The following is a 23,799-nucleotide window of genomic DNA, read 5'->3' as shown; positions in this document are numbered from 1 at the left end:
CCCTCCTATGTCTCTAAACCGCGTCCCGGCAACCCCGCGCCTTTGCCCCTGCCTCTGGGGGCTTCGCCCCCAGGCCCCGGCTTCCGGCCTGCCCGCCCTGGCTGCGCCCGGGCGGGCAGGGGCCTCTCCGGGCACAGCCGCGCTTCTTTCATCATACCGCAAAATTCCCCTGCCGTCAATTCCCGCAGGGCAGAAACCACCGCCCGGCCCCGGAAATGCCCGGAAAACACAGCGTCCCGCGTCTTAGGGTGCAAAAACGCATTGCTCCGCAAAGCGTTTCGTCACGCTTCCGTCACGCTTGGCTTACTTCTGAAAGCTTCTGATCCAGCGCCCGCAGCAGGGAACGCTTGGCGTCCTGCATACTGATATTTTTAATCTGCGCCCCGGCCATGGTCAAGTGCCCGCCGCCGCCGAATTCCTCTAAAATAAGCTGCACGTTCACATCCCCCAGGCTCCGGGCGGAAATGCTCACGTCCGACCCCACCTTGTACAGCACAAAGGAAGCCCGCACCCCTAAGATGGTCAAAAGCTCGTCTGCGGCCTGGGCCGCCGCCACCCGCAAATCTTCATATTCCCAGGTGGAGGTGGCAATGGCGCAGCCCATGTAAATCTCCGCCCCGGACACAAGCTGGGCCTTCTGCTTGTAGTTGTCCAGGGTGCTGGAAAACAGCTTTTTCACTGCCACTGTGTCCGCCCCCCGCCTGCGCAGGTAAGCGGAGGCTTCAAAGGTACGCACGCCGGTTTTCAGCACAAAGTTCTTGGTGTCCAGCATAATGCCGGATAAAAGCGCCTCCGCGTCCACCCCGTCAATGGCGGAACCTTTGATATACTGCACCAGCTCCGTCACCATCTCCGAGGCAGAGCTGGCATAAGGCTCGTGGTAGAAAATCAGCGCGTTTTTAATGTGGGAAACCATCATCCTGTGATGGTCAATCACCACCACCCGCATGGCCCGCTGCAAAAGCTCGTGGCTCTCCACAAAGTTTACGGAATGGGTGTCCACCACAATCAGCAGCGACTTGTCCGTAACCGACTGCAGGGCTTCCAGGGGGCTGATAAACACATCCTCCTCCGGGTAAGCGTCCGCCACCATGTCTGCCACCGGGGCCGCCAGAGTGCGCGCCCTGTCAATGACAATATGCACCGGCTTCTCCAGGCCTTTTCTGATAACGGCCCACATGCCCACAGCCGCGCCCACGCTGTCCAAATCAGAATTCTTGTGGCCCATGACAAACACCTTGTCGCTGGCCCGCACATGATCCGTCAGCGTGGCGGCAATCACCCTGGTGCGCACCTTGTCCCGCTTCTCCACGCCCTTTGACAGCCCGCCGAAGAACTCGTATGTATCGCCCTCCGAACGCACTGCCACCTGGTCGCCGCCCCGGCCCAAAGCCATGTCCAGGGCCTGCCTTGCCCAGCGCTCGCTTTGGGCAATGTCAGAGGCCCCCCGGCCCACGCCGATGGAAACCGTGGCGCTCATATTGTTCTTGCTGTTTTTCACTTCCCGCACCTCGTCCAGCACCCGGAAGCGCTTCTTTTTCGCCTCCTCGATGTGGGCGTCGTCGGTTAAAAACAGATACCGCCCGTTGCTCAGGCGCCGGATAAAGCCGCCCATCTCCCCGGAAACCCACACGCGCAGGGCAGACTCCACCCCGGCGGTAATGCGGGACTCCTCGTCCCCTAGGCTGTCCCGGATAAGCTCATCCCGGTTGTCAAAGGCGGCAAGGCACACCACCGGCCGTTTCTCCCGGTATTCCTTGTTCACAGCCTTAAAATAGGTGTCGTCCACAAAGTACAGAAGATACCCTTCCTCCGCCCTTGCGCCATACACCGTATACTCCCGGCCCCGGTAGGCCACAGCCGCGCCCCGTTCCCCCATCACCTGCCGGAAGGTCTTGGGGTAGATATACTTTAAAACATTCTCCCCCTGGTAGGCCCCGCCCCGGCAGAGGGACTGCACAAAGGCGGCGTTTGCCCACACGATATCCCCCGCCGGGGCCACCACAGCCACAGGCAGGGCAAATTCCTGGAAAGCCCGCTCCTCCTCGGCAGACAGCACTCGCTTCACGCTGCGCACCGTTGTGGTGATGTTCCGGCGGTACAGATAGTCGGAAACGGCCACCGCCAAAACGGAAACCGCCGCCGCTGTACCCTCAATGATAAACAGCACCCTGCTGTGGGGCAGGCTTAAAAACGCCATCACCCCCATAGCCGCCGCCATCAGGTAGAACAGCGGCGATATAACCCAAACTTTTTTCCTCCGCACCTTCCTCCGCCCTCCTTCAGATGGCCCTCAAGCTTTGGGGGCTTCCAGGCTCTCGCCGCACAAGACCGTGGGACTCCGTCCCACCCCCTGCAAACCTTTTTGAAAAAAGGTTTGATCCAAAAACTAACCTTCCTGTTTTCTTAAAAACTGTGTGCTGTATACATTGGCTCCCCGAATTGCCCGCCCGTCGGCGGGCGGGCACAGTCCCGCACCCAAACACAAAGTTTTTTGAAGATTCTTAAGAAACGTTTTTACAAAAAAGTTTCTTAAGCCGCCGGAGGCTAAAACCAACGGCAGCTTTGCATAAAACGCGCTGGCTCGTGTAAGCCGCGAAAACTCTTTTCGCGGCGAATGGCCTACACCTAGCAGTGAGCAGCGAATGCGCTGCGAACGTCCCCGCGTCACAGATGCAACGTTACGTTGCTATACCTCCATCAAAATGGGCAGGATCATGGGGCTGCGCTGGGTCTTGCGGTACACATACCGGGAAAGCTCATCCTTCACGTTCTGCTTGAGGGTGCCCCAGTCCCGCACATGGCGGTCGGCGCAGTCCTCCAGCACCCGCTCCACCAACTTGCGGGCCTCCTCCATCATGGCTTCCGATTCCCGCACATACACAAAGCCTCTGGAGACAATGTCCGGCCCCGCGGCCACATGGCCCGTCTCCGCCTCCAGGGAGCACACCGCCACAATCAGGCCGTCCTCCGCCAGGTGCTTCCGGTCCCGCAGCACAATGCTGCCCACATCGCCCACGCCCAGGCCGTCCACCATCACGTCCCCGGCAGGCACGTCCCCAATCTGCCGCATGTAGTCCTCGTGGATTTCCAAAGCGTTGCCGATGTTGCCGATAAAGATATTTTCCTTGGGCATACCCATGGAAACCGCCAGCCCCGCGTGCTTCTGCAGGTGCTTTTGCTCCCCATGGACGGGGATGAAAAATTTCGGCTTTGTCAGGGCCTGCATCATCTTCAGTTCTTCCTGGCAGGCGTGGCCTGAAACATGCACCTCATACATTGTCTCATAAATCACCGTGCAGCCCTGCTTTAACAGTTCGTCCACCACTGTGCCCACAGTCTTTTCGTTGCCGGGGATGGGCCGGGCCGACAGGATAATAAAGTCATTGGGGTTAATGGAAACCTGCCTGTGGTCGGAAAAAGCCATGCGGGTTAAAGCCGACATCGGCTCCCCCTGGCTGCCTGTGGTAATCAGTACAATCTGCCCCGCCTCATAGCGGTTTATCATGCTGATGTCAATCAGCACCCCGGCAGGCACGTCCAGATACCCCAGCTCGCTGGCAATGCCAATGACGTTTATCATGCTGCGGCCGGAAAGGGCCACCTTCCTGCCATATTTCACCGCGCAGTTGATAATCATCTGCACCCGGCTGATGGAGGAGGCAAATGTGGCCACAATAATCCGCTTGCCCTCGGCCCGCATGAACAGGGAATCCAGGGAGTTGTTCACCGTCTGCTCTGTCTGGGTATACCCCGGGCGCTCAGCGTTGGTAGAGTCTGCCAGCAGGGCCAGCACCCCTTCCTTTCCCAGCTCCGCGAACCGGGCCAAATCGATCATAGCCCCCTCGGCAGGGGTAAAGTCAATCTTAAAGTCCCCTGTATGCACCAGCACCCCCGCCGGGCTGTGGATAGCCAGGGCCACCGCGTCGGCAATGGAGTGGTTCACGTGTATCAGCTCCACCCGCATACAGCCCATGGGAATATGGGAGCCTGCCGGGGTCACGTGAAGCTGGGCAGAGCCAGTCAGCCCATGCTCCTTCAGCTTCCCCTCAATCAGCCCGATGGTAAGCGCCGTGCCGTATACGGGGACGTTCAACTTTTTCAGCAGGTAGGGCACCGCGCCAATGTGATCCTCGTGCCCGTGGGTAATCACCACGCCCCGGATTTTGTCCCGGTTCTTCTCCACAAAGGTGAAGTCCGGAATCACCATGTCAATGCCCAGCATTTCCTCGTCCGGGAAAGAAAGCCCGCAGTCCACAATGAACATGTCCTCCTGGCACTCGTAAAGGGTGAAGTTCTTGCCAATCTCGTTCAGCCCGCCCAAAAAGTATGCCCGGATGGCAGGCTTCTGGGAGCGCCTGCCCCGCCCGTTCCGGCTTCCCCGCTTGTTCTGCTGGGGAGGCGGGAAAGCTTTTGCCGCCCCCTGCTGCTGCGAGAGGGCAATAGGCGCGCTGCCAATGGAGGGCCGCTTTGCCTTGCCCCGGGCCTCGCCCTTGGGCCTGGCTTCGTTCTTGGGCCGCGGGTCGTTTTTCGGCCGGGCCTCTCCCTTCGGCCTGGCTTCCCCTTTGGATCGTGCTTCTGTTTTCCGCTGATCCGCCTTCTGCCGCCCCCTGCCGGGCCACCAGTTTTTCTGCCCCTCCTGCTGCTGGGGCCTTCTGGGGCCTGCTATCTTTCCAATGCGGGGCGTTTCCCCCGTCCCGCCCGAAGCCTTCTCCGCCTTGGGCAGGGGCCTGTTATTCTTTTTTCCGTTTTCTGCCACTTCTTTTCCTCCTAATTATCATGCTCAAGCGGTTTCTCATCAGCAAGCGGCTTTGCCGCCGGTTCCAAAGGGGTTTTCCGCCCCTTTGCGTACCGCGCCGGCTGTTACGCCAGCCTGCCCTGGAAATACGCTTACCGTAACAGGGCTTTTCAGTATCTTTCCGCCCTTTGCGTCTGCGGATGCACGGAAGGATGTCGGCGCAAAAACCTCTCGCGCGCATAAAAAAGGAAGCACAAAACCGGGGCCTGCCCTCCCTGCCTGCAAGCAGGGACAGAAGCGGGCCGAAAAGCCGCCTTTTCACCTGATCGCCCCGCCCGGGGCCATCCTTCACGTTTTCCGTATCTATACACATGCGGCAGCAGCCGCAGTCATGCCGTTTCCATGCAGGGAAATCCTGCCACTATTCTTATTGTACCCTATCCCGGGCCTTCCTGTCAAGCGCCCTGCCCTCTGCAATACAGCATAGGCGGCTCCCCCGGGTTTTATGCGGGACAAACCCTAAAACAGCAGATCATAATTCACCGGGGTGTAAAACAGCCGGCGCGCCTCCTCCGGGTCGGCGGTCTGGCCCAGCACCCACATCAGCTTTGTCACCGTGGATTCCAGCGTCATGTCATAAGGCTCCAGCAGGCGGTAGCGCTCCTTCACCCTGTGCCCCACCTGATACACAGAAAGGTCGCTGCCCTCTTGGGGCACCTGGGTGGCCAGCACCACCGTCTTGCCCGCTTTCACCAGCATGTCAAGCTGCTGGAGGTACGCGTCCGGAATGCCCCCCACCCCATAGCTTTCGATAATCAGCCCGTCGCACCAGGCCCCCAGGGCGGAAAAAGCCTCTGGAGAAAGGCCGGGAATCAGCTTCAGCAGGGCCACCCGGTCATTCAGCTTCTTTGTAAACACAGGCTTCCCCGTCTCCCCGCAGGGCAAAAAGCGCACCACCCGGCTGTCCCGTATCTCCGCCAAATCGGGAAAATTGATGCTGGAAAAAGCGTTATAGCTTTTTGTCCTGGTTTTCCTGGCCCGCGTCCCGGCAATCACATGGCCCCCAAAGACAATGCACACCCCGCTGTCCCCGCAGCTTGCAAACCGCAGGCTGTCCAGCAGGTTCTGCCTGGCGTCGGTATCCTCCCGGTCAATGGGCTTCTGGGCGCCGGTGAGCACAATGGGCTTGCGGGTGCCCTGGATGAGGTAGGACAAAGCCGCGCCGGAGTATGCCAGGGTGTCGGTGCCGTGGCAAATTACAAACCCGTCGTAGCGGTGATAGTTTTCTTCCACCACCCCCGCCAGCTCCAGCCAATGGCTGGGAGCGATATTGGTGCTGTCAAGGTTCATGGGCTGAACCGCGTCCACCTGGCAGAACGTCCTGGCGTCCGGCACCCGGCCCAGCAGCTCCTCTGGCGGCAGGCCCGGTGCCAGCCCCCCTTCTGTTTTTGTGGAGGCGATAGTGCCCCCTGTGGCAATCAGCAAAAGCTTTTTCATACTTGCGCCTTTCCCCATATTATTATATAGTATGGTGCGGGGCAGTCATTTCCTAAAAGTTACAATAGGTTACAGAGATGACAATTCGTTTACAAAACGCCCCTCTTTTTCCAAAAAATCGACCGATTTTACCATTATTCACAATTTGTTCACAACCTGTTTTGCAGGATTTTTTGTGCCATCCTGCATTTTGCCTGTCTGCCCAGAAGAAACCTCAAACCCGAATTTTTGTTCCAGACCCTCTTGCGCTTTCCCCTTTCATCTGCTATACTGAAAACAGAACATCTGTTTGAAAGGAGATCCTGCCATGGAAACAAAGCGTATCCCCTGGGAAAAGGCCCAGTTTTTTTTGACAGAGGGCGGCGGCCTCCCCCAGGACAGCCCGCCCCCGGAAGCCGCCCTCCGGCTGCTGCGGCTGGCTGTCCGGCAGGAGCTGACCCCCCGGCAGCGGCAGTGCGTGGAACTGTATTTTTTCCAAGGCATGACCATGGAGGAAACGGGCAAAGCCCTGGGCATCGGCAAGGCCACAGTGTGCAGGCATTTGCAAAAGTCCAAAAAGCGCCTGGGCCGCGCCCTGTCCTATAGCAAACGCACTTGAAAATCCCGAAAAACGGCCCATGCGCCCGCAGGCCAGCCGGGTACATGGGTCGCAATATCATTATGAAATCTTCAAAGAAGCATTTATTTGAGAAGAATCAATATAGTACAGTTTCAATAAATCAAAAGTTTTGTCCACTTTTTCAAAATGTGGGCAAACGCAAACGCTGCGCGTTAGCGTCGCTTCAGGGTTCTTAGGAGTTGCTGTGCCCCGGTGGGGCGCAGCAACCGACCGAGCCGACAGGCGAGAAGAAGTCCCCTTCCCCGCCGGAGGCCAGCCTCAGTTTTCCAGATCCTTCAGCTCCTCAATCTCCTTTTTGTCCACCTTCACCCTGCCGTCCCGCAGCACCTTCACCTGGTCGGCGTGGAACACCTTGGGCGCCGCGTCCGGATCCTTGTCCAGCCGCACAGTGAGCTTCCGGGTCAGCAGGTTCGTGTCTATCACAACGCCCTTGCCGTCCGGGGTGGACACCAAAGCATTCACCTTGGGGGTGGTGCGCAGCAGATCCTGGTAGGCCTCCTGCTCATATTTCAGGCAGCACATCAGCCGCCCGCAGGTGCCGGAAATCTTCACCGGGTTCAGGGACAGGCCCTGTTCCTTTGCCATTTTAATGGAAACAGGCTGGAAGCCGCCTAAAAAGGAGCCGCAGCAGAAGGGCCTGCCACAGATCCCCATGCCCCCCAGCATTTTGGCCTCGTCCCGCACGCCAATCTGCCGCAGTTCAATGCGGGTGTGGAACATCCCCGCCAAATCCTTCACCAGCTCCCGGAAATCCACCCGCCCGTCGGCGGTAAAATAGAACAGGATTTTGCTGTTGTCAAAGGTGTATTCCACGTCCACCAGCTTCATCTCCAGCCCCCGGCTGGCAATGCGCCTTTCGCATGCCTTAAAGGCAGACTTCTCCTTTTTCCGGTTCTCCATCACCCGCTGGATGTCCTCCCGGGTGGCCTTGCGCACCATCTGGCGCAAGGGCTGCACAATGGATTCGTCGCTGATTTCCCGGTTCCCCATGGCAACCTCGCCGCACTCCACGCCCCGGGCTGTCTCCACAATGGCCATGTCGCCCTTTTCCAGGCGCTCCTGGCCTGGGTCAAAATAATATACCTTGCCTGTATTTTTAAAGCGTACCCCGATTACCTCGGCCATACACAGCTTCCCCTTTCCAAAGGGCCAAAGCCCTCCTAATATGCCCCGCCCCAAAGGGAAAGCAGGCCATATCACTTTACCAATATTGTAGCCGCCTGTCCGCCGCCTATCCCTCTCCAGGAGAGAATAAGCCGCCGCGCCCCCAAAGCCAAAGGGCTTTCTCGAAGAAAGCAGGCCCCAGCCAAAGGAACCGCTTGCTGAAAGCTACAGAAAATAAAGAAAACCTGCGGTGCGCCTATCGCCCACCGCAGGTTTGGTGCAGGTAACAGGACTTGAACCTGCATGAACTTGCGCTCATATGGACCTGAACCATACGCGTCTGCCAATTCCGCCATACCTGCATACCATATTCATCTGCGCCCTTTCCTGAGCGCTTGTTTATTATAGCACCTGCCGGTATAAAAGTCAACAGCTTTTGCAAATTTTTTTCGACTGCTTCCCCCCTTTTCCCCTGGCGCGATTTATGGTATACTGAGACGAAACGATTTTATGAACTAATTTATAAGGAGGATTATTTCCTATGGCTGAAAAACCTATCGGCATTATCGGCGCCATGGCGGCAGAAGTGGAGGCCCTGCTTGCTGCCATGCAGGAAAAAAAGGTGGAGGAATTTTCCGGGCTTGCCTTTCACAGCGGCACCCTGGAGGGCGTGGCCTGCGTGGTGGCGGAATGCGGCCCCGGCAAGGTGAACGCCGCCGTATGCGCCCAGACTATGGTGCTGCGGTACAGCCCCCGGCTTGTTATCAACGTGGGCGTGGCGGGAGGCGTGGGCCCTCAGGTACACATTGGGGATCTGGTGGTGGCTGCTGCCTGCGTGCAGTATGATTTCGACACCACTGCCATGGGCGATCCCCTGGGCACCCTGTTTATCCGCCACGCAAGCGGGGAAAACGAGGACATCCTGCTGCTGCCCTGTTGCGAGGAAGCTGCCGGGCTGCTGCTGGAGGAAGCCCGCAGTATTTATGGCGGCGCGCACTTCGGAGTCATCTGCACTGGGGATGTCTTTGTGGCTGACGCGGAAAAGAACCAGTTCCTGCAGGAAAAATTTGAGGCCCATGCTGTGGAGATGGAGGGCGGGGCTATTGCCCAGGTGTGCTATATGAACGGCGTGCCCTGCGCGGTGCTCCGGGCCATTTCCGATTGCGCCAACGACGATTCTCCTATGGATTTCCCAGCTTTCACCAAAATGGCCGCAGAAAAGACCGGAAAACTGCTGGGCGCGGTGCTGCCAAGGCTGTAAAGGCGCGTTACTTGTCGGGTTTTACATGTAAAGCCAAGGCCTTTACTGCATAAAAATCGTGTAAAGTTATATACCTTGTCATACTAGCTTGAAATATGGCAGGCAGGTTCTAAAGAGGGTGGCTGGTGCCGCTCTCTTTTTTTGCAGGCGCTCTATCTTCAAACATGCCCTAGCCCTTTGACAAAACGAACAATCGTTAGTATAATAATAGAAACTAACGGTTGTTCGTTTGGAGGGATGCGTTTGCAGATGAAAGAAAAAATTTTGTGGGAGGCACTGGGGCTTTTCTCCCAGCGGGGCTATGACGCAGTATCAGTGCGGGAGCTGGCAAGGGCTGTGGGCATTCGGGAAAGCTCGCTGTACCACTATTTTCCCGGCAAACAGGCCATTTTTGACAGCTTGGTGGAGTTATGCTGGGAAAAGGCCCAGGAATATTTCCAGGCACAGGGTCTGCCCTTCTCCGCCGAGGATGATCTTTCCATCTTCGGGCAGTCCAGCCTTGCCCCGCTGGGAGAAACCCTTGCCGGAATATTCCGGTATTTCTTTGAGGATCCCTGGAATAGCCAGTTCCGCCGGCTGCTGGTGGTGAGCCAATATGCCCACGAGCAGGCTGGGGCTGTGTATCAAAAACTGTATAGGGATTATCCTTTACAGGTGGAGGAAGAGATTTTCCGGCGGCTGATGGCAGAAGGCAAGTGCCCCCAGGGAGATCCTGCCGCCATGGCGCTGGGCTTTTACGGCGGGGTGTTTTTGCTGCTGCACACCTGTGAAAGCTGGGAGGAAGCCCAGCCCCGCTTTATGGCACATTTGCGGCAATTCACCCGGCAGCAGGGCTTTGCCGCCGGAACGGAGGAGGAAAACCTATGAAAACCCTGATACTTTACCACTCAAAAACAGGCTTTACCGCCCAATATGCCCAGTGGCTGGCCCAAGACTTGAGCTGCGCGTGTGTTCCCTACAAAAGCCGTAAAGCCATATCCCTTGACACATTTGACGCCATTGCCTTTGGCAGCGGCCTGCGGGCTGGGATTATTCCTGGAGCCAAGTGGTTTTTCAGCCAAGTGCCAAAGCTGGAGGGGAAACGCCTGGCTTTATTCTTTACTGGTGCCATGCCTCCGGATCCGGCGGGGATTGAACGGGCTGTCCAGCAAAATGTCCCTCCAGAGGCGAGGGAGCGGGTGCCTGTCTTTTATCTGTGGGGCGGGCTGCATTATGAAAAAATGGGCTTTGTGGACAAGGCCATGATGGCTGCTTTCCGCAAGATGCTTAGCGCAAAGAAAAACCCCACGCCAGAGGATCAGGAAGCCATCCGGATGGTGGCTTCTTCCTTCAGCAAGGCAGAGCGGGAAAACCTGCGGGAGCTGGAAGCCTATTTGCGGGTGGGCAGATAGCGGCTATACATGACAAGGCGTGATGCTTTACACAAGCATCACGCCTTGTCTGTTTGAAAGCTATTTCCCTTTACAGATACCGTATCACGGCAATAACCTTTCCCAGCAGGGAAACGTCTTTGGCGTAGATGGGGGAGAAATCCGGATTTTCCGGCTGCAAGCGGACGCGGCCCTCCTCCCGGTACAGGGTTTTTACGGTGGCCTCATCCTCCAGCAGGGCCACCACAATGTCCCCGTCCTCTGCTGTGGGCACCCGTTCCGCAATTACGTAATCCCCGTCCAGGATGCCTGCGTCCCGCATACTCAGGCCGCTGACATGGAGGGCAAAAAGCTCCTTGCCGGTTTTCTGGGGGAAGGGGATGTAGCCCTCTATGTCCTCCACTGCCAGGATGGGCAGCCCTGCCGTTACTTTGCCCATAATGGGCACCTGTACGGCGGCTTCGCTGCCTTCAATGCGGATGGAGCGGTTCAGCCCGGCTTCCCGGGTGATGTAGCCCAGCTTTTCCAGGGTTTTCAGATGGGCGTGGACTGTGGAGGTGGAGCGCAAGCCTGTGGCGTTGCAGATCTCCCGCACAGTGGGGGGGATGCCGGAGGGCATTTGCTCCCGTAAAAAATCAAAAACTTTTTGCTGGCTTTTCGTTAAGGGTTCCATAGCCATGCCTCCTGTGGAAAATGGGCAGGGGAAAGCGCCCGGATTATACGAGGGGTATAGCCCTATGAGAGGCCACACCAGGATTTCTTATTTGTATTATATCATATGTTCTCTGAAAATGAAACGTTTGTTTGAAAAGTTTTCAAAATTTTTCTGGTGCTTTTTCGACAACTTTCGGGAAAATTCACAAATCCGGCAGAATTTCTTTAAGGTTTATTCACAAGGCTGTAACAACTCTTTGGAAAAAAGGTTTATAATAGAGGCGTACTCAAAAGAAATGGACCGCACCTTTTCTTGAGATACATGTTCTATAGTGAACGCGCCCCAAAAGAGGCTGCCTCTTTTAGGCCGCGTGAACTAACCCTCCTCAATAATACCCCTCAAGCAAAAGGAAGAAAGGCCGAAAGTTTCTCGGCCTTTCTTCCTTTTGTGTATATTTCCTTTTTGGGCGGGCCAGAATACAGTTGCCATGCAAAATGTATTTTACTCCGAAAGGAATGGAACCACCATGAATGGAAAACGATTTTCAGAAGGTAAGGCAAGGCGCAACGGCTTTTATCTGGCCCTGGCTGTTTGTCTGGTGGCGGTGGGCATTGCCGCCTGGAGCACCTTTGACGCGGTGCAGGACTATCTTGGCCCGGAGGACGCCTCTACAGATCCCGCGCTGGTTGAGCAGCAGGAAGAGGACGTGCGCAGCGGCCAGAACGTCCTGAAAGACGACGATCCGGAAGCGGCTAAAAAGGAAAGCGCCAGCTCTTCCGTCCCCTCCGGGAAAACCTCCTCCGCTGCCTCGGCCGGGGCGAAGTTAGCCGGCAGCACGCCTAAGAAAATTACCCCCACCAAAAGCCCATCTCCCACTCCCGCGCCTGAGGAGAGCGAGGCTTCCCAGGTGCCCGCTACGGCCCCGCTCTATGAGATCAGCACGGAAATGCTGTATCCGGTGGCCTCCAAGCAGATTGACAAGGCCTACAGCTCCGGGGCGCCTATGTACTCTGAAACTATGAAGGATTGGCGCGTCCACGCTGGGTGCGACATTGCCGCTGAAAGCGGGGAGCAGGTGCTGGCCTGCGGCAACGGCATTGTGAAGGAGACGTATACGGACAGTATGCTGGGCAATGTCATTGTTGTGGAACATGGGGACTATATGTTTTACTACTGCGGCGTGGGAGAGGAATTCCTGGTGCAGCCGGAGGACGTAGTGTCCATGGGCCAGGCTATCGGCACCATCACCGCTGTGCCTGAGGAAGCTGCCCAGCAGCCCCACCTCCACCTGGAGGTGCGCCGGGACGGGGCCTGCATGGATCCCCGCAGCGTGCTGGAGGGAAAGAACTAGCTTTTGCTTCCGGGGTTTGCCTTTGGGGTTTTGCCTCCGGCGGCTTAAGGGGTGTTTTTGAAAAACACCCCTTAAGAATCCCCAAAAACTTTTAAGACGCACAAAACGGCAGGAAACAGCGGCGCATGCTGCCCGGTTCCCTGCCGTTTTACTGTGGTTTTTAGTGGTACTGGGGAAGCCAGCTTCCGTGGGTTTCGATTAAGTCATCCACCATTTTGATGATGGTGTCTATATCCAGCTCGCTGCCGGTGTGGGGATCCAGCATGGCGGCCTGGTAGATGTGCTCTTTCTTCCCGGTGACAGCGGCCTCGATGGTGAGAAGCTGCACGTTGATGTTGGTCATGTTCATAGCGGCGCACTGCACAGGCAGCCGGCCTACCCGGCAGGGGTGTATGCCCATGCCGTCTACAAGACAGGGCACCTCCACGCAGGCATCCTGGGGCAGGTTTTCGATTAAGCCCCCGGTGTTCAGCACGTTGCCGCCGATTTGGTAGGGATTCCCGGTGACGATGGCTTCCATGATGTGGGAAGCATACTCCCGGGAACGCTGGTGCTGAAGCTGGTGGTTTTGGCGCAGCTCGTCCCGCTGCTTGGCCCACTTCTCAATCTGATCCACGCAGCGGCGGGGGTATTCGTCCAGGGGGATCTGGAAGCGGCCGATAAGCTCGGGATATTTTGACTTGATGTAGAACATGTTGTACTCTGCGTTGTGCTCGCTGGACTCGGTGCAATAATAGCCGAACTTGTCGATGTAGTCAAAGCGCACCATGTCCTTGTGCTGTTCCTTTGCGTTCTTCTCCTTAGCCCGGCGGCGGATTTCCGGGTACAGATCATTCCCGTCCTTATCCTTGATTTCAAGCAGCCAGCCCATGTGGTTGATGCCGGCGATAAGCTCCTTGCGGCCCGGAAGCTTATCCTCCATATCCAGGGCCTTGAGAAGCCCTTCGCTGCACACCTGGACACTGTGGCACAGGCCTATGGTTTTGACATTTGTATAGCGCTGCATGTAGCCGGAGAGCATGGCCATGGGATTGGTGTAGTTTAAGAACCAGGCGTCCGGGCACACCTCTTCCATATCCCGGGCAAAGTCCGCCATTACGGGGATGGTGCGCAGGGTGCGCATGATGCCGCCAATGCCCAGGGTGTCGCCAATGGTCTGGCGCAGGCCGTACTTTTTAGGCACCTCAAAGTCGATGATGGTGCAGGGATCGTACAGCCCCACCTGGATGGCGTTGACCACAAAGGACGCGCCCCGCAGGGCTTCCTTCCGGTTTTCCACCCCCAGGTAGGTGGTGATTTTCCCATGGCCCCCCAGGGTTTCGTTCATGGCCCCTAAAATTTCCGCGCTTTCCGAAAGCCGCACGCCGTCGATGTCATAGAGGGCAAACTCCCAGTCCCGCAGAACCTCGCTGCACATGCAGTCTCCCAGCACATTCCGGGCGAACACTGTGCTTCCAGCGCCCATAAAGGTGATTTTTTTCATCTGCGTTTTTTCAGTCCTTTCCCGCGGCTTATAGTAAACGCACTTGAAAATCGGTAGATCCCGATTTTCAAGTTGAACGGCTGAGCCGCCTGGTTCAAAAGAGGTAGAATACCTCTTTTGAACTGCGTTAACTATAGCCGCTGTTTCCAACTGTCCTGACTATACCACACTCAAAGAAAAAGGGCAAGGCTGTTTTGACAAAAAGCGCTAAAACTCAAAACCCCGGAGACTGCCATCTCCGGGGTTCCGCTTTTGGGCGGGCACTTTATTTGGTTTTTGGATCAAACCTTTTTTCAAAAAAGGTTTGCAGGGTGTGGGTATGGAATCCCACGGCCTTGTTACAGCTTCAGCTTTGTCCACTGGCCCTTGCGGAAACGCACAAAGCTCATGAGGAACCGCACGCACTGGTCGCAGAAGGTGCCCAGCCACGCGCCGACAAGCCCCAGGCCCAGGGGATAGCACAGCAGCCAGCTTATGCCCGGGCGGATGCAGGTGACGCTTATGAGGGACACCATGGCGGTGAAGCGGGTGTCTCCCGCCCCGCGCAGGCAGCCGAACTGCACCACCTGCAGGATTTGGAAGAAGAGCATAACGCTTAAGACGCGCATAATCGTTGCGCCATAATCCAGGATGACCTGCTCGTTTGAGAACAGCAGGAACAGGGATTTGCCAAAGAAGAAATAAAACACCGCCACAACAAAAGCGCAGATCAGGCCGATTTTCTGGGCCACGCTGCCGTATATCTTGGCCATGTCCGGGCGCTTGCGCCCCAGGCTTTGGCCGATGAGGGTGACCGAGGCTACGGACAGCCCGTCTCCAAAGGTGAAAGACATGTGCATCATGTTCATGCCGATTTGGTGGGCCGCCAGCTCTGTGGTGCCCAGATGGGCCACAGTCATGGAGAAAAGCAGGAAGCCAATGCGCAGGCACACCTGCTCTACAAAAGCGCTGGATCCAACGCTTAAAAGGGAGCGGACGCTGAGCTTGTCTGCCAGCCAGCCTTTTACCGCGCCCAGGTAGACGAAGCCGTTCCTATGTAATACGGAGCAGATGCTGAGCACGCAGGCGCAGATGGTGCCAATCACTGTGGCTAAGGCCGCGCCCCGCACCCCCAGGGCCGGGAAGCCGAAGTTGCCGCCGATGAGCAGGTAGTTGAACAGCACGTTTACAATGTTGGAAATCAGGTTTGTGACCATGGCGATACGGGTGTTCCCCGCCCCCCGCTGGGCGGCGTTTAAAACCAGGGACACAGTGGAGAAAATCTGCCCGCCCATGATGATGCGCAGATAGTCCACCGCGTATTCGTGGGTGTCCGGCTGGGAGCCGACCATGGCTACAATGGGGCTTGCAAACGCCACAAAGGCCGCGCTTATCACTGCCGTAAGCAGGACGGTGATGAGCAGCACCATGCGCACCACCCTGTTGGCGCTTTCCCGGTCGTTTTCCCCCTTGCGCCGGGCCACAATGGCAGAAACCGCCACGTTCATGGACAGGAAAAGGGCCAGGCCTAAGAATTTCGGCTGGGTGGTGAGGCCCACCGCGGCAATGGCGTAAGACCCCAGCGCGCCTACCATGATGGTGTCCACCATGCCCGCAAGGCCTACGAAAAAGGACTCCAGCACCGAGGGCCAGGCCACATGGAGCACGTCCCGGATAATGGTTTTCTCCGGGGGCACCTCCCCCATTTCCATTCCCCTGCACACACGCTGGGCATTTACAAAATGCAACGCTCTCACTCCTAAAATAGTTTTATCTGCAACTATTATACCATCCCTTCATAGGGTTTGCAAGCCCCCCGCGTTAAGGGGAGCGTCCTTTTATACCTCAGGGGGCCAGGAGGATTTTTTATAGGAAAAGCCCCCGCAGGCATAAATCCGCGGGGGCCGGGAAGCCGGGAAATTTCAAAGCCGTTTTAGATGCCGTCCTCAAAAAGGCCCTTAAGCTTTGAGAAGAAGTTTTTGCGCTTCTGGTAATTCTTGTCGTCGGAAGCCTTATCCAGCTCTGCCAGCAGCTCCTTCTGGCGCTTGGAAAGGTTTTTAGGCACTTCTACGGTTACGGTGACGTACTGATCCCCCCGGGAGCGCCCGTTCAGGCTTTGGATGCCCTTGCCCTTTAGGCGGAACACATCCCCGGGCTGGGTGCCCTCATGGATATGGTAGCTTACCCTGCCGTCCAGGGTGGGCACTTCCACGTCTGCGCCCAGGGCTGCCTGGGTGAAGGTGACAGGCATATCGCACAGCACGTCTGTGCCCCGGCGCTGGAAAATGGGATGGGGCCGCACAGAGACATATACATGGAGATCCCCGTTAGGCCCGCCGTTCGCCCCGGCGTTGCCCCTGCCGCCCACGTTCAGAATCTGCTCGTCATCTATGCCGGCAGGGATGCTTATCTCCACCGACTTCTTCCGGCGCACGCGGCCCTTGCCGTCGCAGGTTTTGCAGGGGGTTTCAACCAGCTTGCCTGTGCCCCGGCAGCGGTCGCAGGTTTGGGAGGACTGCACCACCCCAAAGGGGGTGCGCTGGTTGATGCGCACCTGGCCTGTGCCGCTGCAGTGGGGGCAGGTTTTGGGGGTGGTGCCTGCCGCCGCGCCTGTGCCATGGCAGTCGCCGCAGGTTTCAATCTGCTGGTATTCTACGGTTTTCTTCACACCCTTTGCCGCTTCCTCAAAGGAGACGGCCACACTTGCCTGCACGTCTGTGCCCCGGCGGGGGGCGTTGGGGTTCTGGCGGCGGGCGCCGCCAAAGCCCCCGCCAAAGAAGCTGTCGAAAATATCGGTGAAATCGAAGCCGCCGCCCTGGAAGGGGTTCCCCCCCGCGCCGCCGCCAAAGTTGGGGTCTACCCCCGCATGGCCGAACTGATCGTACCGGGCGCGCTTGTCGCCGTCGGACAGCACCTCGTATGCCTCGTTTACCTCTTTGAATTTCGTCTCGGCCTGGGCGTCCCCAGGGTTCAGGTCGGGATGGTATTTTTTTGCCAGCTTCCGGTATGCCTTCTTGATTTCGTCCTCGGACGCGCCCTTCTGCACGCCCAGCACTTCATAAAAATCCCTTTTGTCCGCCAAGCTGTCTCGCCCTCTCTTAACATATAATATCGTTATCCCATATTATAGCAAATCCCGCGCCGCCCGTCAAATGGGAAAAAAGAATTCCGTTTCCGCTCCCCTTGCTTTAGGGGGGCCGCGGTGTTATAATTAAAATAAAGACGGCATTAGAATCTGGAATTCGACAGGAAGCGGCTGAAACGCCGTTTGGAAAGGAGTTTGTTATGGAGAACAAGAGTTTTTCCGGCACAGGCTATGAGTTTCTTTCTGAGAAAGAAGCCATGTGGGCAGAAATGCTGATGCAGGCCTTAAAGGAAAATGGCATTCCCTGCACGTCTTTGCCTGTGCATGGCGCTGGGTTTGTCATGCGGACGGGGATTATGGAGCGGCTACAAGTTTTTGTTCCCGCAGAGAAAAAGCCTCAGGCAGAGGAAATCCTGGAGGAACTTTTTTCCCATGCTGGTTCTGAAAATCCATAGATGCCGTAAAGCAAAGGAGGCCAGGCGGCTTCCTTTTTTTGTATAAGGGTGGAAAGGGCGGGCCACGCAAAACCACAAGAAAAAGGCCCAAAGTTCTTGCATTTTCCCCGGAAAAGGTGTATCCTACCCATGCGGCTCCTTTTGGGGCCGGGTCAGTCGGGAGATCCTGACCTAAAACAAAACTAGGGGGCGGGGCCTGCTTCCAGGCTTCAGCCCTCGGAACAGAGAGGAAGAAATCTATGAAAAACAACGAGAAAACACGGTTCTTAGCCCAGAGCGCCATGATCTGCGCCCTGTATACGGTGCTGACCTACGCGGCGGCAAGCCTGAACCTGGCCTATGGCCCGGTGCAGTTCCGCTTCTCCGAGGCCCTCACCGTGCTGCCCGCCTTTACCCCGGCGGCTGTGCCGGGCCTTGCCCTGGGCTGCTTTTTGTCAAACCTTTTAAGCCCCCTGGGGATTGTGGACTGGGTGTTCGGCACCTGCGCCACCCTGCTGGCGGCTTTGGGCACCCGGATGCTTTCCGGCGTGCAGGTGCGGGGGATTCCTGTGCTGGCCCCCCTGCCCCCTGTGGTGCTGAACGCGCTCATTGTGGGGCTGGAGGTTTCCTGCCTTTCAGAGGCCGGGGCCTTCTCCTGGGGGAACTTCTCCCCCGCCGCTTTCGGGGCCGGGGCTTTGTCTGTGGGGCTGGGAGAGCTGGTGGTCTGCACCCTGCTGGGCTATCCGCTGATGATTGCCCTGGTGAAAACCCGGATTGCGGAAAAGGCCCTGGGCTGATAGAGACACTACTTATTTTTGAGAACAGGGGGGCTTTTCATGCCAAAACCCGCCAAAACCAAGGGGCAGCGGAAGGTTACGCCGCCGGTGCGGCTGATTGTGGGCAGCTTTGTGCTGGTCATCCTTTTGGGCACAGCACTGCTTACTATGCCTTTTTCCGCCGCCTCCGGCACCTTTACCAACCCGCTGGACGCCCTGTTTACCGCCACCTCCGCCACCTGCGTGACGGGCCTTTCCGTGGTGGACACCACCGCCCACTGGAGCGTGTTCGGGCAGGGGGTGCTGCTGGTGCTCATCCAGATTGGAGGGCTGGGGCTTTCCACCTTTGCCATCGGCTTTTCCCTGCTGGTTCACAAGCGGCTGGGGATACGGGAGCTGGTGCTGGCCCGGGAGGCTTCCGGCGGGGACATGCAGGAGATTGTGCCCCTTTTAAAGCTGATGCTGGGCTTTACCTTCCTGTGCGAGGCTTTGGGGGCCGGGCTTTTAATGCTGCGGCTGGTGCCGGCCTATGGCACAAGGGGCATATGGCCCTCTGTGTTTGTGGCGGTTTCCGCCTACTGCAACGCGGGCTTTGACATTCTGGGCTTTGTTCCCGGCAACGCGAGCCTTTCCGCCTTTGCCGGGGATCCTTTGGTGAGCCTGACGGTCAGCGCCCTTATCGCCACCGGGGGCCTGGGGTTTGTGGTGGTGCAGGATATTTACCGCTGCAAGCTGGCCCCCGCTTTCCGCCGCAAGGACAGGGAGCGGCTGAACTTCCACACCCAGGTGTGCCTGCGGGGCACGCTGATCCTGCTGGGGGCGGGGACGCTGATGTTTTTCATCTGCGAGTATAACAATACCATGGGGCACCTGAATTTCTTTGAAAAGCTGGTGGCGTCGGTGTTCCAATCTACCAATACCCGCACCGCCGGCTTTGCCTCGGTGGACATCCAGGGGATGAAGGACTTTACAAAGGCTGCCTCTGTGGGGCTGATGTTTATCGGCGGGTGCCCTGGCTCTACAGCCGGGGGCGTGAAGGTTACCACCATGGTGGTGCTGTTTGCCACCCTGCTGTGTACCATCCGGGGCCGGGACGAGGCGGTGGTGCTGGGCAGGCGCTTTGCCACAGGAGTGGTGTTCAAGGCCATGACTGTGGTGGCCTGCGGCATGGCGGTCACTCTCATTGACGCGGGCATTATCGGCGCTTTAAACCCCCAAATCCCCTTTCTGGACGTGCTGTATGAGTGCGCTTCCGCCTTTGGGACAGCGGGGCTGAGCGCCAGCGTGACCCCCCGGCTGGACGTGATATCCCGGCTGCTGCTGTGCGTCACCATGTTTATCGGGCGGGTTGGCCCCTTGTCCTTTGGCTTGTCCATCCTGATGCGCGCTAAAAAGCCCAACGGTTCCATCCTGCCTGAGGGCCGGATGCTGATTGGATAAAAGCAATATACTACTATAGTTAATAATAAGGAAGGCAGGCCCGCTCCCGGGGCCTGCCTTCCTTATTATGCCATATTGCCGGAAGCCTCAGCCTGCAATGAGCTTGTGATCCTGCAGGCGGATGACCACGTCTGCCTGGGCGGAAAATTCCTGGGAGTGGGTGACGGCGATGACGCACTTGCCGTCTGTATGGGCCAGCTCCTTGAAGATTTCCACAATGCCCTTGGCGGTGTCCGCGTCCAGGTTGCCGGTTGGCTCATCTGCCAGGAGGATGTCCGCGTCTGTGGCCAAGGCCCGGGCAATGGCTACCCGCTGCTGCTCACCGCCGGAAAGTTTGTTGATATTCCGCCGCATTTGATCCGGGGTGAGGCCCATGCGGGACAAAAGGGCCTGTGCCCGCCCCTTTTTATCCGGGATGGGGTTTTTGGTGATTTCCATGGCTGCGGTGACGTTTTGCAGGGGGGTGAGGTAGGGCAGGAGGTTATAGGCCTGGAACACAATGGCAATGTTCCGGTTCCGGTATTTTGTATAGCCGATTTCCCGGATGTCCTGGCCCTTATAGTACACGTGCCCGCTTCGGGGGGACTCCAAGGCACCGGCCAGGGTGAGGGTGGTGGTTTTGCCGGATCCGGAAGGGCCGACGATGGTGTACAGGGCGCCTGGCTCGAAGGCGCAGTCTGCGCTGTCCAGGATGTCTATGCGGGCGCTGCCGCTTTCATAATAATAGGTGATGTCTTTAAATTCCAAAATGGCTCCCATTTTATCTCCTCCTTATGTGTTATTCCACTGCCATCAAAAGCTTTTTGGGCTGGAAGCGCAGCACCTTGAAAGCGGTGACACAGGAGGCCAGCAGCATAAGCCCCATGCCGCACAGGTACACAAGCCCAATGGCCCGGCCCTCTATGCCCACTTCTATCCCTTTTTCCGCGGCTCCCAGCAGCTTTGCCGCAAAGGCCGCGGTCTGCCCGCTTAAAAGCACCCCGGCGGTTGCCCCCAGCAGCACTGGCACCAGGGTTTCCAGGGCAAGCTGCAAAATTACCTTGCCCCGCACTTCCCCCATGGAGAGCAGCACGCCGATTTCAAACTCCCGGCTGCTGAGGGACAGCATCACCAGGGCTATCAGCAGAATGGCCCCCAGGGCCATGGCTGCCCAGAACACCAGGGAGGCTACCGCCACAATGCTGTCCATGGAAAGGGAGATTTTCCTGTATTCCCCGTCTAAGGGGACTATGCCGAAGCTGTCCCTGTCCGGCAGGGCCATGGCCTCGATATCCGAGAGGAAGCCGGGGATATCGGCCGGGTCGTATACTATAAGCTGCACCCCCTGCAGCCCTGTGTTCCCGCGGATGGCTGCTACAGTTTCCAGGTCTGTGAAAAGGGTGTTTTCTACATAGCTCTCTGGGGAGCCGTAATGGTAATACTCCCCCCGGGTGTAGACGCCTGTTACCGTCAGCTCCACCGCGTCCTTCCCGCCCTTTTCCGGGGCCACAGAAATTACGTCTCCCACCTCCACAAGGTTTTGGCTGGCAATGGCCTCGTGTACCACCACAAAGCCCTTGTCCCCAGCCTTGGGCCGGGCGCCGGACACCATGGTGCAGTCGTTTTGCAGGATAGGGTGGGCGCCGTTTGCGCCCATTAAAGTGATATCGTGATCCCCTGGAAGCACGTCCTCAAAGAAGGAGGGCACCCCGGAAAAGCCCTTCCAGGAGCTTGCCGCTATGGTGCTGGAAAAGAGGGCCTCCTGCACTGCCGGGTGCGCCGCCATTTTCTGGGCGCTTTCCAGGGAGAGGCCTCCCGCGCCCTGTTCCTTTGCGTCCACCAGCACAGAGCCGCCCACCTCGATGCCTGTGCGCCGGGCTGTTTCAATGGAGGCTTCCCGGATGCACAGGCCGGAAAGCACCAGGGCAAAGAGGATGGAAAAGATGATGAAAAGCAGCAGGGTGTTGCGTTTATAATACCGGATGGCGCGAAGCGCCCTTGTGAAAAAGCTCATATCCAACCCTCCCTTAATTCCTGCGGGTCATAATCTTTGCTGGGGACAGCCGCAGCAAAAACGCCATCTGGATGAGCACCGTTAAAAACAGCATGGCAAAGGCCAGGCCGAAGTATCCCCAGGCAAGGCCCGGATCCAGCTTGAACTGCATGGCGACAGGGGAGGCCACATTGGCGGCGCTGCGCATGGTCAGGCTGTTTTCCAGGGACATGGCGTTGCCGTTTAGCTGGGTTTCCAGATATTCCCGCTTGTCCTGCTCATAGGCCGCGTTCACCTGGGAGGATCTGTCCTCCAGCAGGCTGCTGCCCAAAGCCGTGGCCAAAGGCGCGCCGGCCCCAAAGCCGATGGCTGCCGCCAGAACCAGGGGCAGGGCCTGCTCGATAAACATCTGGGCAAACACCTTTGCCCGGGATTCCCCCATGGAGAGCAGCACGCCCACCTCCCGCTTGCGGCTGCGCACATTGAACACGCACACCAGCAGCAGCACCACAAAGGCCCCGATAAGCAGCCCCACCCCCATAAACAGGGAAAGGCTGTTGAGGCTCTCCATGGGCATGGCTACCATGTCATACCAGCCCCTGTCCACCAGCAGGGTAAACCAGGGATCGGAGCTGAAGGAGTCCATCATGTATTTTATGAACTTTGCTTCCACCACGTCCGGGTCCCCGCTGCCGAAAACATCCTCGTTCAGCACATCCTCAATGCTGGTGCCTGTCAGCTTCCCGGTGCTCATGTCCTTTTCCACCACCTTGAACCTGCGGTAGGTGTCGTCCAGGAAGTCTTCCACATTTTCCGGCTCGTCTATGTATACAGTGGCCCGGTTGATACGGGGGAACCACAGCAGGGTGTCGTCGTTATAGAGATACCGCAGGTAGTTCATCATGGCCTGGTAGGGCACAAACATATAATTGCGGGCGGCTGTCTGATAGCCGATATCCCCCAGGATGTCGTTCTGGGGCGGGTCGAACAGGCCCAGGATTTCCACCTGCCAGGTGTCGTTCTTATAAAAGGTGGCCCAGCTTTGGGTGGAGAGGGAAAAGCTCAGCTCAATGGTGTCCCCCACCTGCAGGCCGTTTTCCTCCGCCGTCTCCCGGGAGAGGATCACATAGTTTTTGTCTTCCTCCTCGCTTTTAAAGTGGCGGCCTTCCACCAGGTTATAGCCGCCGCTGGAAAAGCTGTCGAAAAACTCGGAGTCGGATACGGCGGTGATGGTCAGGCCCTGGGGCACATATTCCCCGTCCACCACCCGGCGCATGGCGTTCCAGGCGTCCAGAAAAGCAGCGTTTTCTTCCTCTGTATAGGTGGGATCGTAAATGTCGTATTCGTACATCCCGGTTTCCACGTTATAGGTTTCCTCATAGCGGTAGCCGGGGTTTTCGTCCCGGAACTTGGGGTTGCGGAAGTGAATCATCTGGAAGGACGCATTGTCCTCCCATTTCCCCGCCTCCAAAAGGAAATCCATGCCGTATTCCTTAAGCTTTGCCTGGTATTTCTCATACAGCTCCCGGTCGTGGCCCGCAAGGCCGGCGGGCATCATATCCGCCGCCTCCATCTCCACGTTGGTCATGACAATGTTGTAGCGCTCCACATGGGGGCTGCGGACAAACATGTCGGCGGCGCTCCAGTCGATGTCGATAACGGCGGACATGCCGATGCCGTTTATGGTTGGCCCGGTGAGGGTTAAGGCGTTTGCCACCGCCTTCTGGGTTACCTCTACCTGATGACTGGTGCCGGCATAAATCATAAACGAGGTCAGCGTTACCGCCAGGATGGCGGAAAACACCAGCAGCACCAGGATATTGCGGAACTTGTGCCGCCACAGGCTCCAGCCAGCCCTTTTTAAAAACATACCCATCCTTCCTTTCCAATTCTGTTTTCCGCTGCCTTCCCTGCCGCCCCCTTTTCTGCTTTGGCTAAATTTATAAAAATATTTCAATCTGTTAAATTTATTTTTATTATTTTCAGTATACCACGAAAAAAACCATTTGTAAAGGAAAAATCCTGCCGGAAAGCA

Annotated in this window: 20 protein-coding genes and 1 tRNA gene; 8 read left to right on the top strand and 13 right to left on the bottom strand. The window is 57.4% G+C overall.

Going from position 1 to position 23,799, the window contains the following annotated elements:
• Window positions 1-5: 5 nt before the first annotated feature.
• From D1841_RS02915 to D1841_RS02900, 4 genes are all read right to left on the bottom strand, one after another.
• Window positions 6-254, bottom strand: coding sequence for a hypothetical protein (locus D1841_RS02915; protein ID WP_160641900.1), 249 nt, complete (start codon window positions 252-254; stop codon window positions 6-8).
• 38 nt (window positions 255-292) lie between these two features.
• Window positions 293-2,266: a DHH family phosphoesterase gene (locus D1841_RS02910; RefSeq protein WP_371721340.1), complete on the bottom strand. Its 1,974-nt coding sequence runs from the start codon at window positions 2,264-2,266 to the stop codon at window positions 293-295.
• Window positions 2,267-2,689: 423 nt separating this feature from the next.
• On the bottom strand, window positions 2,690-4,759 hold the full coding sequence (locus D1841_RS02905) for a ribonuclease J (protein WP_371721338.1): 2,070 nt from the start codon (window positions 4,757-4,759) through the stop codon (window positions 2,690-2,692).
• Between the two features lie 498 nt (window positions 4,760-5,257).
• Window positions 5,258-6,235 (bottom strand): asparaginase, encoded by a 978-nt coding sequence (locus D1841_RS02900; protein WP_160641899.1) that lies wholly within the window; start codon window positions 6,233-6,235, stop codon window positions 5,258-5,260.
• Between the two features lie 307 nt (window positions 6,236-6,542).
• Here D1841_RS02900 and D1841_RS02895 point away from each other — a divergent pair, with 307 nt between their 5' ends.
• Window positions 6,543-6,833 (top strand): RNA polymerase sigma factor, encoded by a 291-nt coding sequence (locus D1841_RS02895; RefSeq protein ID WP_160641898.1) that lies wholly within the window; start codon window positions 6,543-6,545, stop codon window positions 6,831-6,833.
• 279 nt (window positions 6,834-7,112) lie between these two features.
• Here D1841_RS02895 and D1841_RS02890 read toward each other — a convergent pair whose 3' ends face one another.
• Both D1841_RS02890 and D1841_RS02885 read right to left on the bottom strand, forming a co-directional pair.
• Entirely contained in the window at window positions 7,113-7,979 is an 867-nt protein-coding gene (locus D1841_RS02890) for a stage 0 sporulation family protein (RefSeq protein WP_160641897.1), read from the bottom strand.
• A 254-nt stretch (window positions 7,980-8,233) separates the two neighbouring features.
• Window positions 8,234-8,320, bottom strand: a tRNA-Leu gene (locus D1841_RS02885).
• Window positions 8,321-8,499: 179 nt separating this feature from the next.
• On the opposite strand from D1841_RS02885, the gene D1841_RS02880 reads away from it, so the two are divergent.
• The 3 genes from D1841_RS02880 to D1841_RS02870 all read left to right on the top strand — a co-directional run bounded on the left by D1841_RS02880 (window position 8,500) and on the right by D1841_RS02870 (window position 10,610).
• Entirely contained in the window at window positions 8,500-9,219 is a 720-nt protein-coding gene (locus D1841_RS02880; RefSeq protein WP_160641896.1) for a 5'-methylthioadenosine/adenosylhomocysteine nucleosidase, read from the top strand.
• Between the two features lie 249 nt (window positions 9,220-9,468).
• A complete protein-coding gene (locus tag D1841_RS02875) occupies window positions 9,469-10,086 on the top strand; it encodes a TetR/AcrR family transcriptional regulator (RefSeq protein WP_160641895.1) in 618 nt (205 codons plus the stop codon).
• Window positions 10,083-10,610, top strand: a complete 528-nt coding sequence (locus D1841_RS02870) for a flavodoxin domain-containing protein (protein WP_160641894.1) — start codon at window positions 10,083-10,085, stop codon at window positions 10,608-10,610. The genes D1841_RS02875 and D1841_RS02870 overlap by 4 nt, the downstream gene beginning before the upstream one ends.
• Before the next feature lie 70 nt (window positions 10,611-10,680).
• On the opposite strand, the gene lexA is transcribed toward D1841_RS02870, so the two are convergent.
• Window positions 10,681-11,262: a transcriptional repressor LexA gene (gene lexA, locus D1841_RS02865; protein ID WP_160641893.1), complete on the bottom strand. Its 582-nt coding sequence runs from the start codon at window positions 11,260-11,262 to the stop codon at window positions 10,681-10,683.
• Between the two features lie 508 nt (window positions 11,263-11,770).
• Between lexA and D1841_RS02860 the strand changes: the two genes are divergently transcribed.
• The gene (locus D1841_RS02860) at window positions 11,771-12,595 is read left to right on the top strand and encodes a peptidoglycan DD-metalloendopeptidase family protein (RefSeq protein WP_160641892.1); all 825 of its coding nucleotides are present in this window, start codon (window positions 11,771-11,773) and stop codon (window positions 12,593-12,595) included.
• A gap of 160 nt (window positions 12,596-12,755) precedes the next feature.
• Here the strand turns inward: D1841_RS02860 and D1841_RS02855 are convergent, their stop codons facing one another.
• The 3 genes from D1841_RS02855 to dnaJ all read right to left on the bottom strand — a co-directional run bounded on the left by D1841_RS02855 (window position 12,756) and on the right by dnaJ (window position 17,139).
• A complete protein-coding gene (locus tag D1841_RS02855) occupies window positions 12,756-14,078 on the bottom strand; it encodes an alpha-glucosidase/alpha-galactosidase (protein ID WP_160641891.1) in 1,323 nt (440 codons plus the stop codon).
• A gap of 338 nt (window positions 14,079-14,416) precedes the next feature.
• Entirely contained in the window at window positions 14,417-15,805 is a 1,389-nt protein-coding gene (locus D1841_RS02850; protein ID WP_237076171.1) for an MATE family efflux transporter, read from the bottom strand.
• A 185-nt stretch (window positions 15,806-15,990) separates the two neighbouring features.
• A complete protein-coding gene (gene dnaJ, locus D1841_RS02845) occupies window positions 15,991-17,139 on the bottom strand; it encodes a molecular chaperone DnaJ (protein WP_160641890.1) in 1,149 nt (382 codons plus the stop codon).
• A 203-nt stretch (window positions 17,140-17,342) separates the two neighbouring features.
• Here dnaJ and D1841_RS02840 point away from each other — a divergent pair, with 203 nt between their 5' ends.
• The 3 genes from D1841_RS02840 (at window position 17,343) to D1841_RS02830 (ending at window position 19,792) form a co-directional block, all read left to right on the top strand.
• Window positions 17,343-17,597, top strand: coding sequence for a putative signal transducing protein (locus tag D1841_RS02840; RefSeq protein WP_160641889.1), 255 nt, complete (start codon window positions 17,343-17,345; stop codon window positions 17,595-17,597).
• Window positions 17,598-17,836: 239 nt separating this feature from the next.
• On the top strand, window positions 17,837-18,373 hold the full coding sequence (locus D1841_RS02835; RefSeq protein ID WP_160641888.1) for a QueT transporter family protein: 537 nt from the start codon (window positions 17,837-17,839) through the stop codon (window positions 18,371-18,373).
• Window positions 18,374-18,412: 39 nt separating this feature from the next.
• Window positions 18,413-19,792, top strand: a complete 1,380-nt coding sequence (locus tag D1841_RS02830) for a TrkH family potassium uptake protein (protein WP_160641887.1) — start codon at window positions 18,413-18,415, stop codon at window positions 19,790-19,792.
• 87 nt (window positions 19,793-19,879) lie between these two features.
• Here D1841_RS02830 and D1841_RS02825 read toward each other — a convergent pair whose 3' ends face one another.
• From D1841_RS02825 to D1841_RS02815, 3 genes are read right to left on the bottom strand one after another with little or no spacing between them, the layout of a single operon-like run.
• Window positions 19,880-20,551, bottom strand: a complete 672-nt coding sequence (locus tag D1841_RS02825) for an ABC transporter ATP-binding protein (RefSeq protein ID WP_160641886.1) — start codon at window positions 20,549-20,551, stop codon at window positions 19,880-19,882.
• Between the two features lie 19 nt (window positions 20,552-20,570).
• Entirely contained in the window at window positions 20,571-21,785 is a 1,215-nt protein-coding gene (locus D1841_RS02820; protein ID WP_160641885.1) for an ABC transporter permease, read from the bottom strand.
• Window positions 21,786-21,798: 13 nt separating this feature from the next.
• Window positions 21,799-23,634, bottom strand: coding sequence for an FtsX-like permease family protein (locus D1841_RS02815; RefSeq protein ID WP_160641884.1), 1,836 nt, complete (start codon window positions 23,632-23,634; stop codon window positions 21,799-21,801).
• Window positions 23,635-23,799 lie beyond the last annotated feature (165 nt).

The organism is Neglectibacter sp. X4, from assembly GCF_009917365.1.
Taxonomy (GTDB): Bacteria; Bacillota; Clostridia; order Oscillospirales; family Acutalibacteraceae; genus Acutalibacter.
Note: the sequence above shows the minus strand (reverse complement) of the source record. Positions and strands in the feature narration are given on the sequence as shown.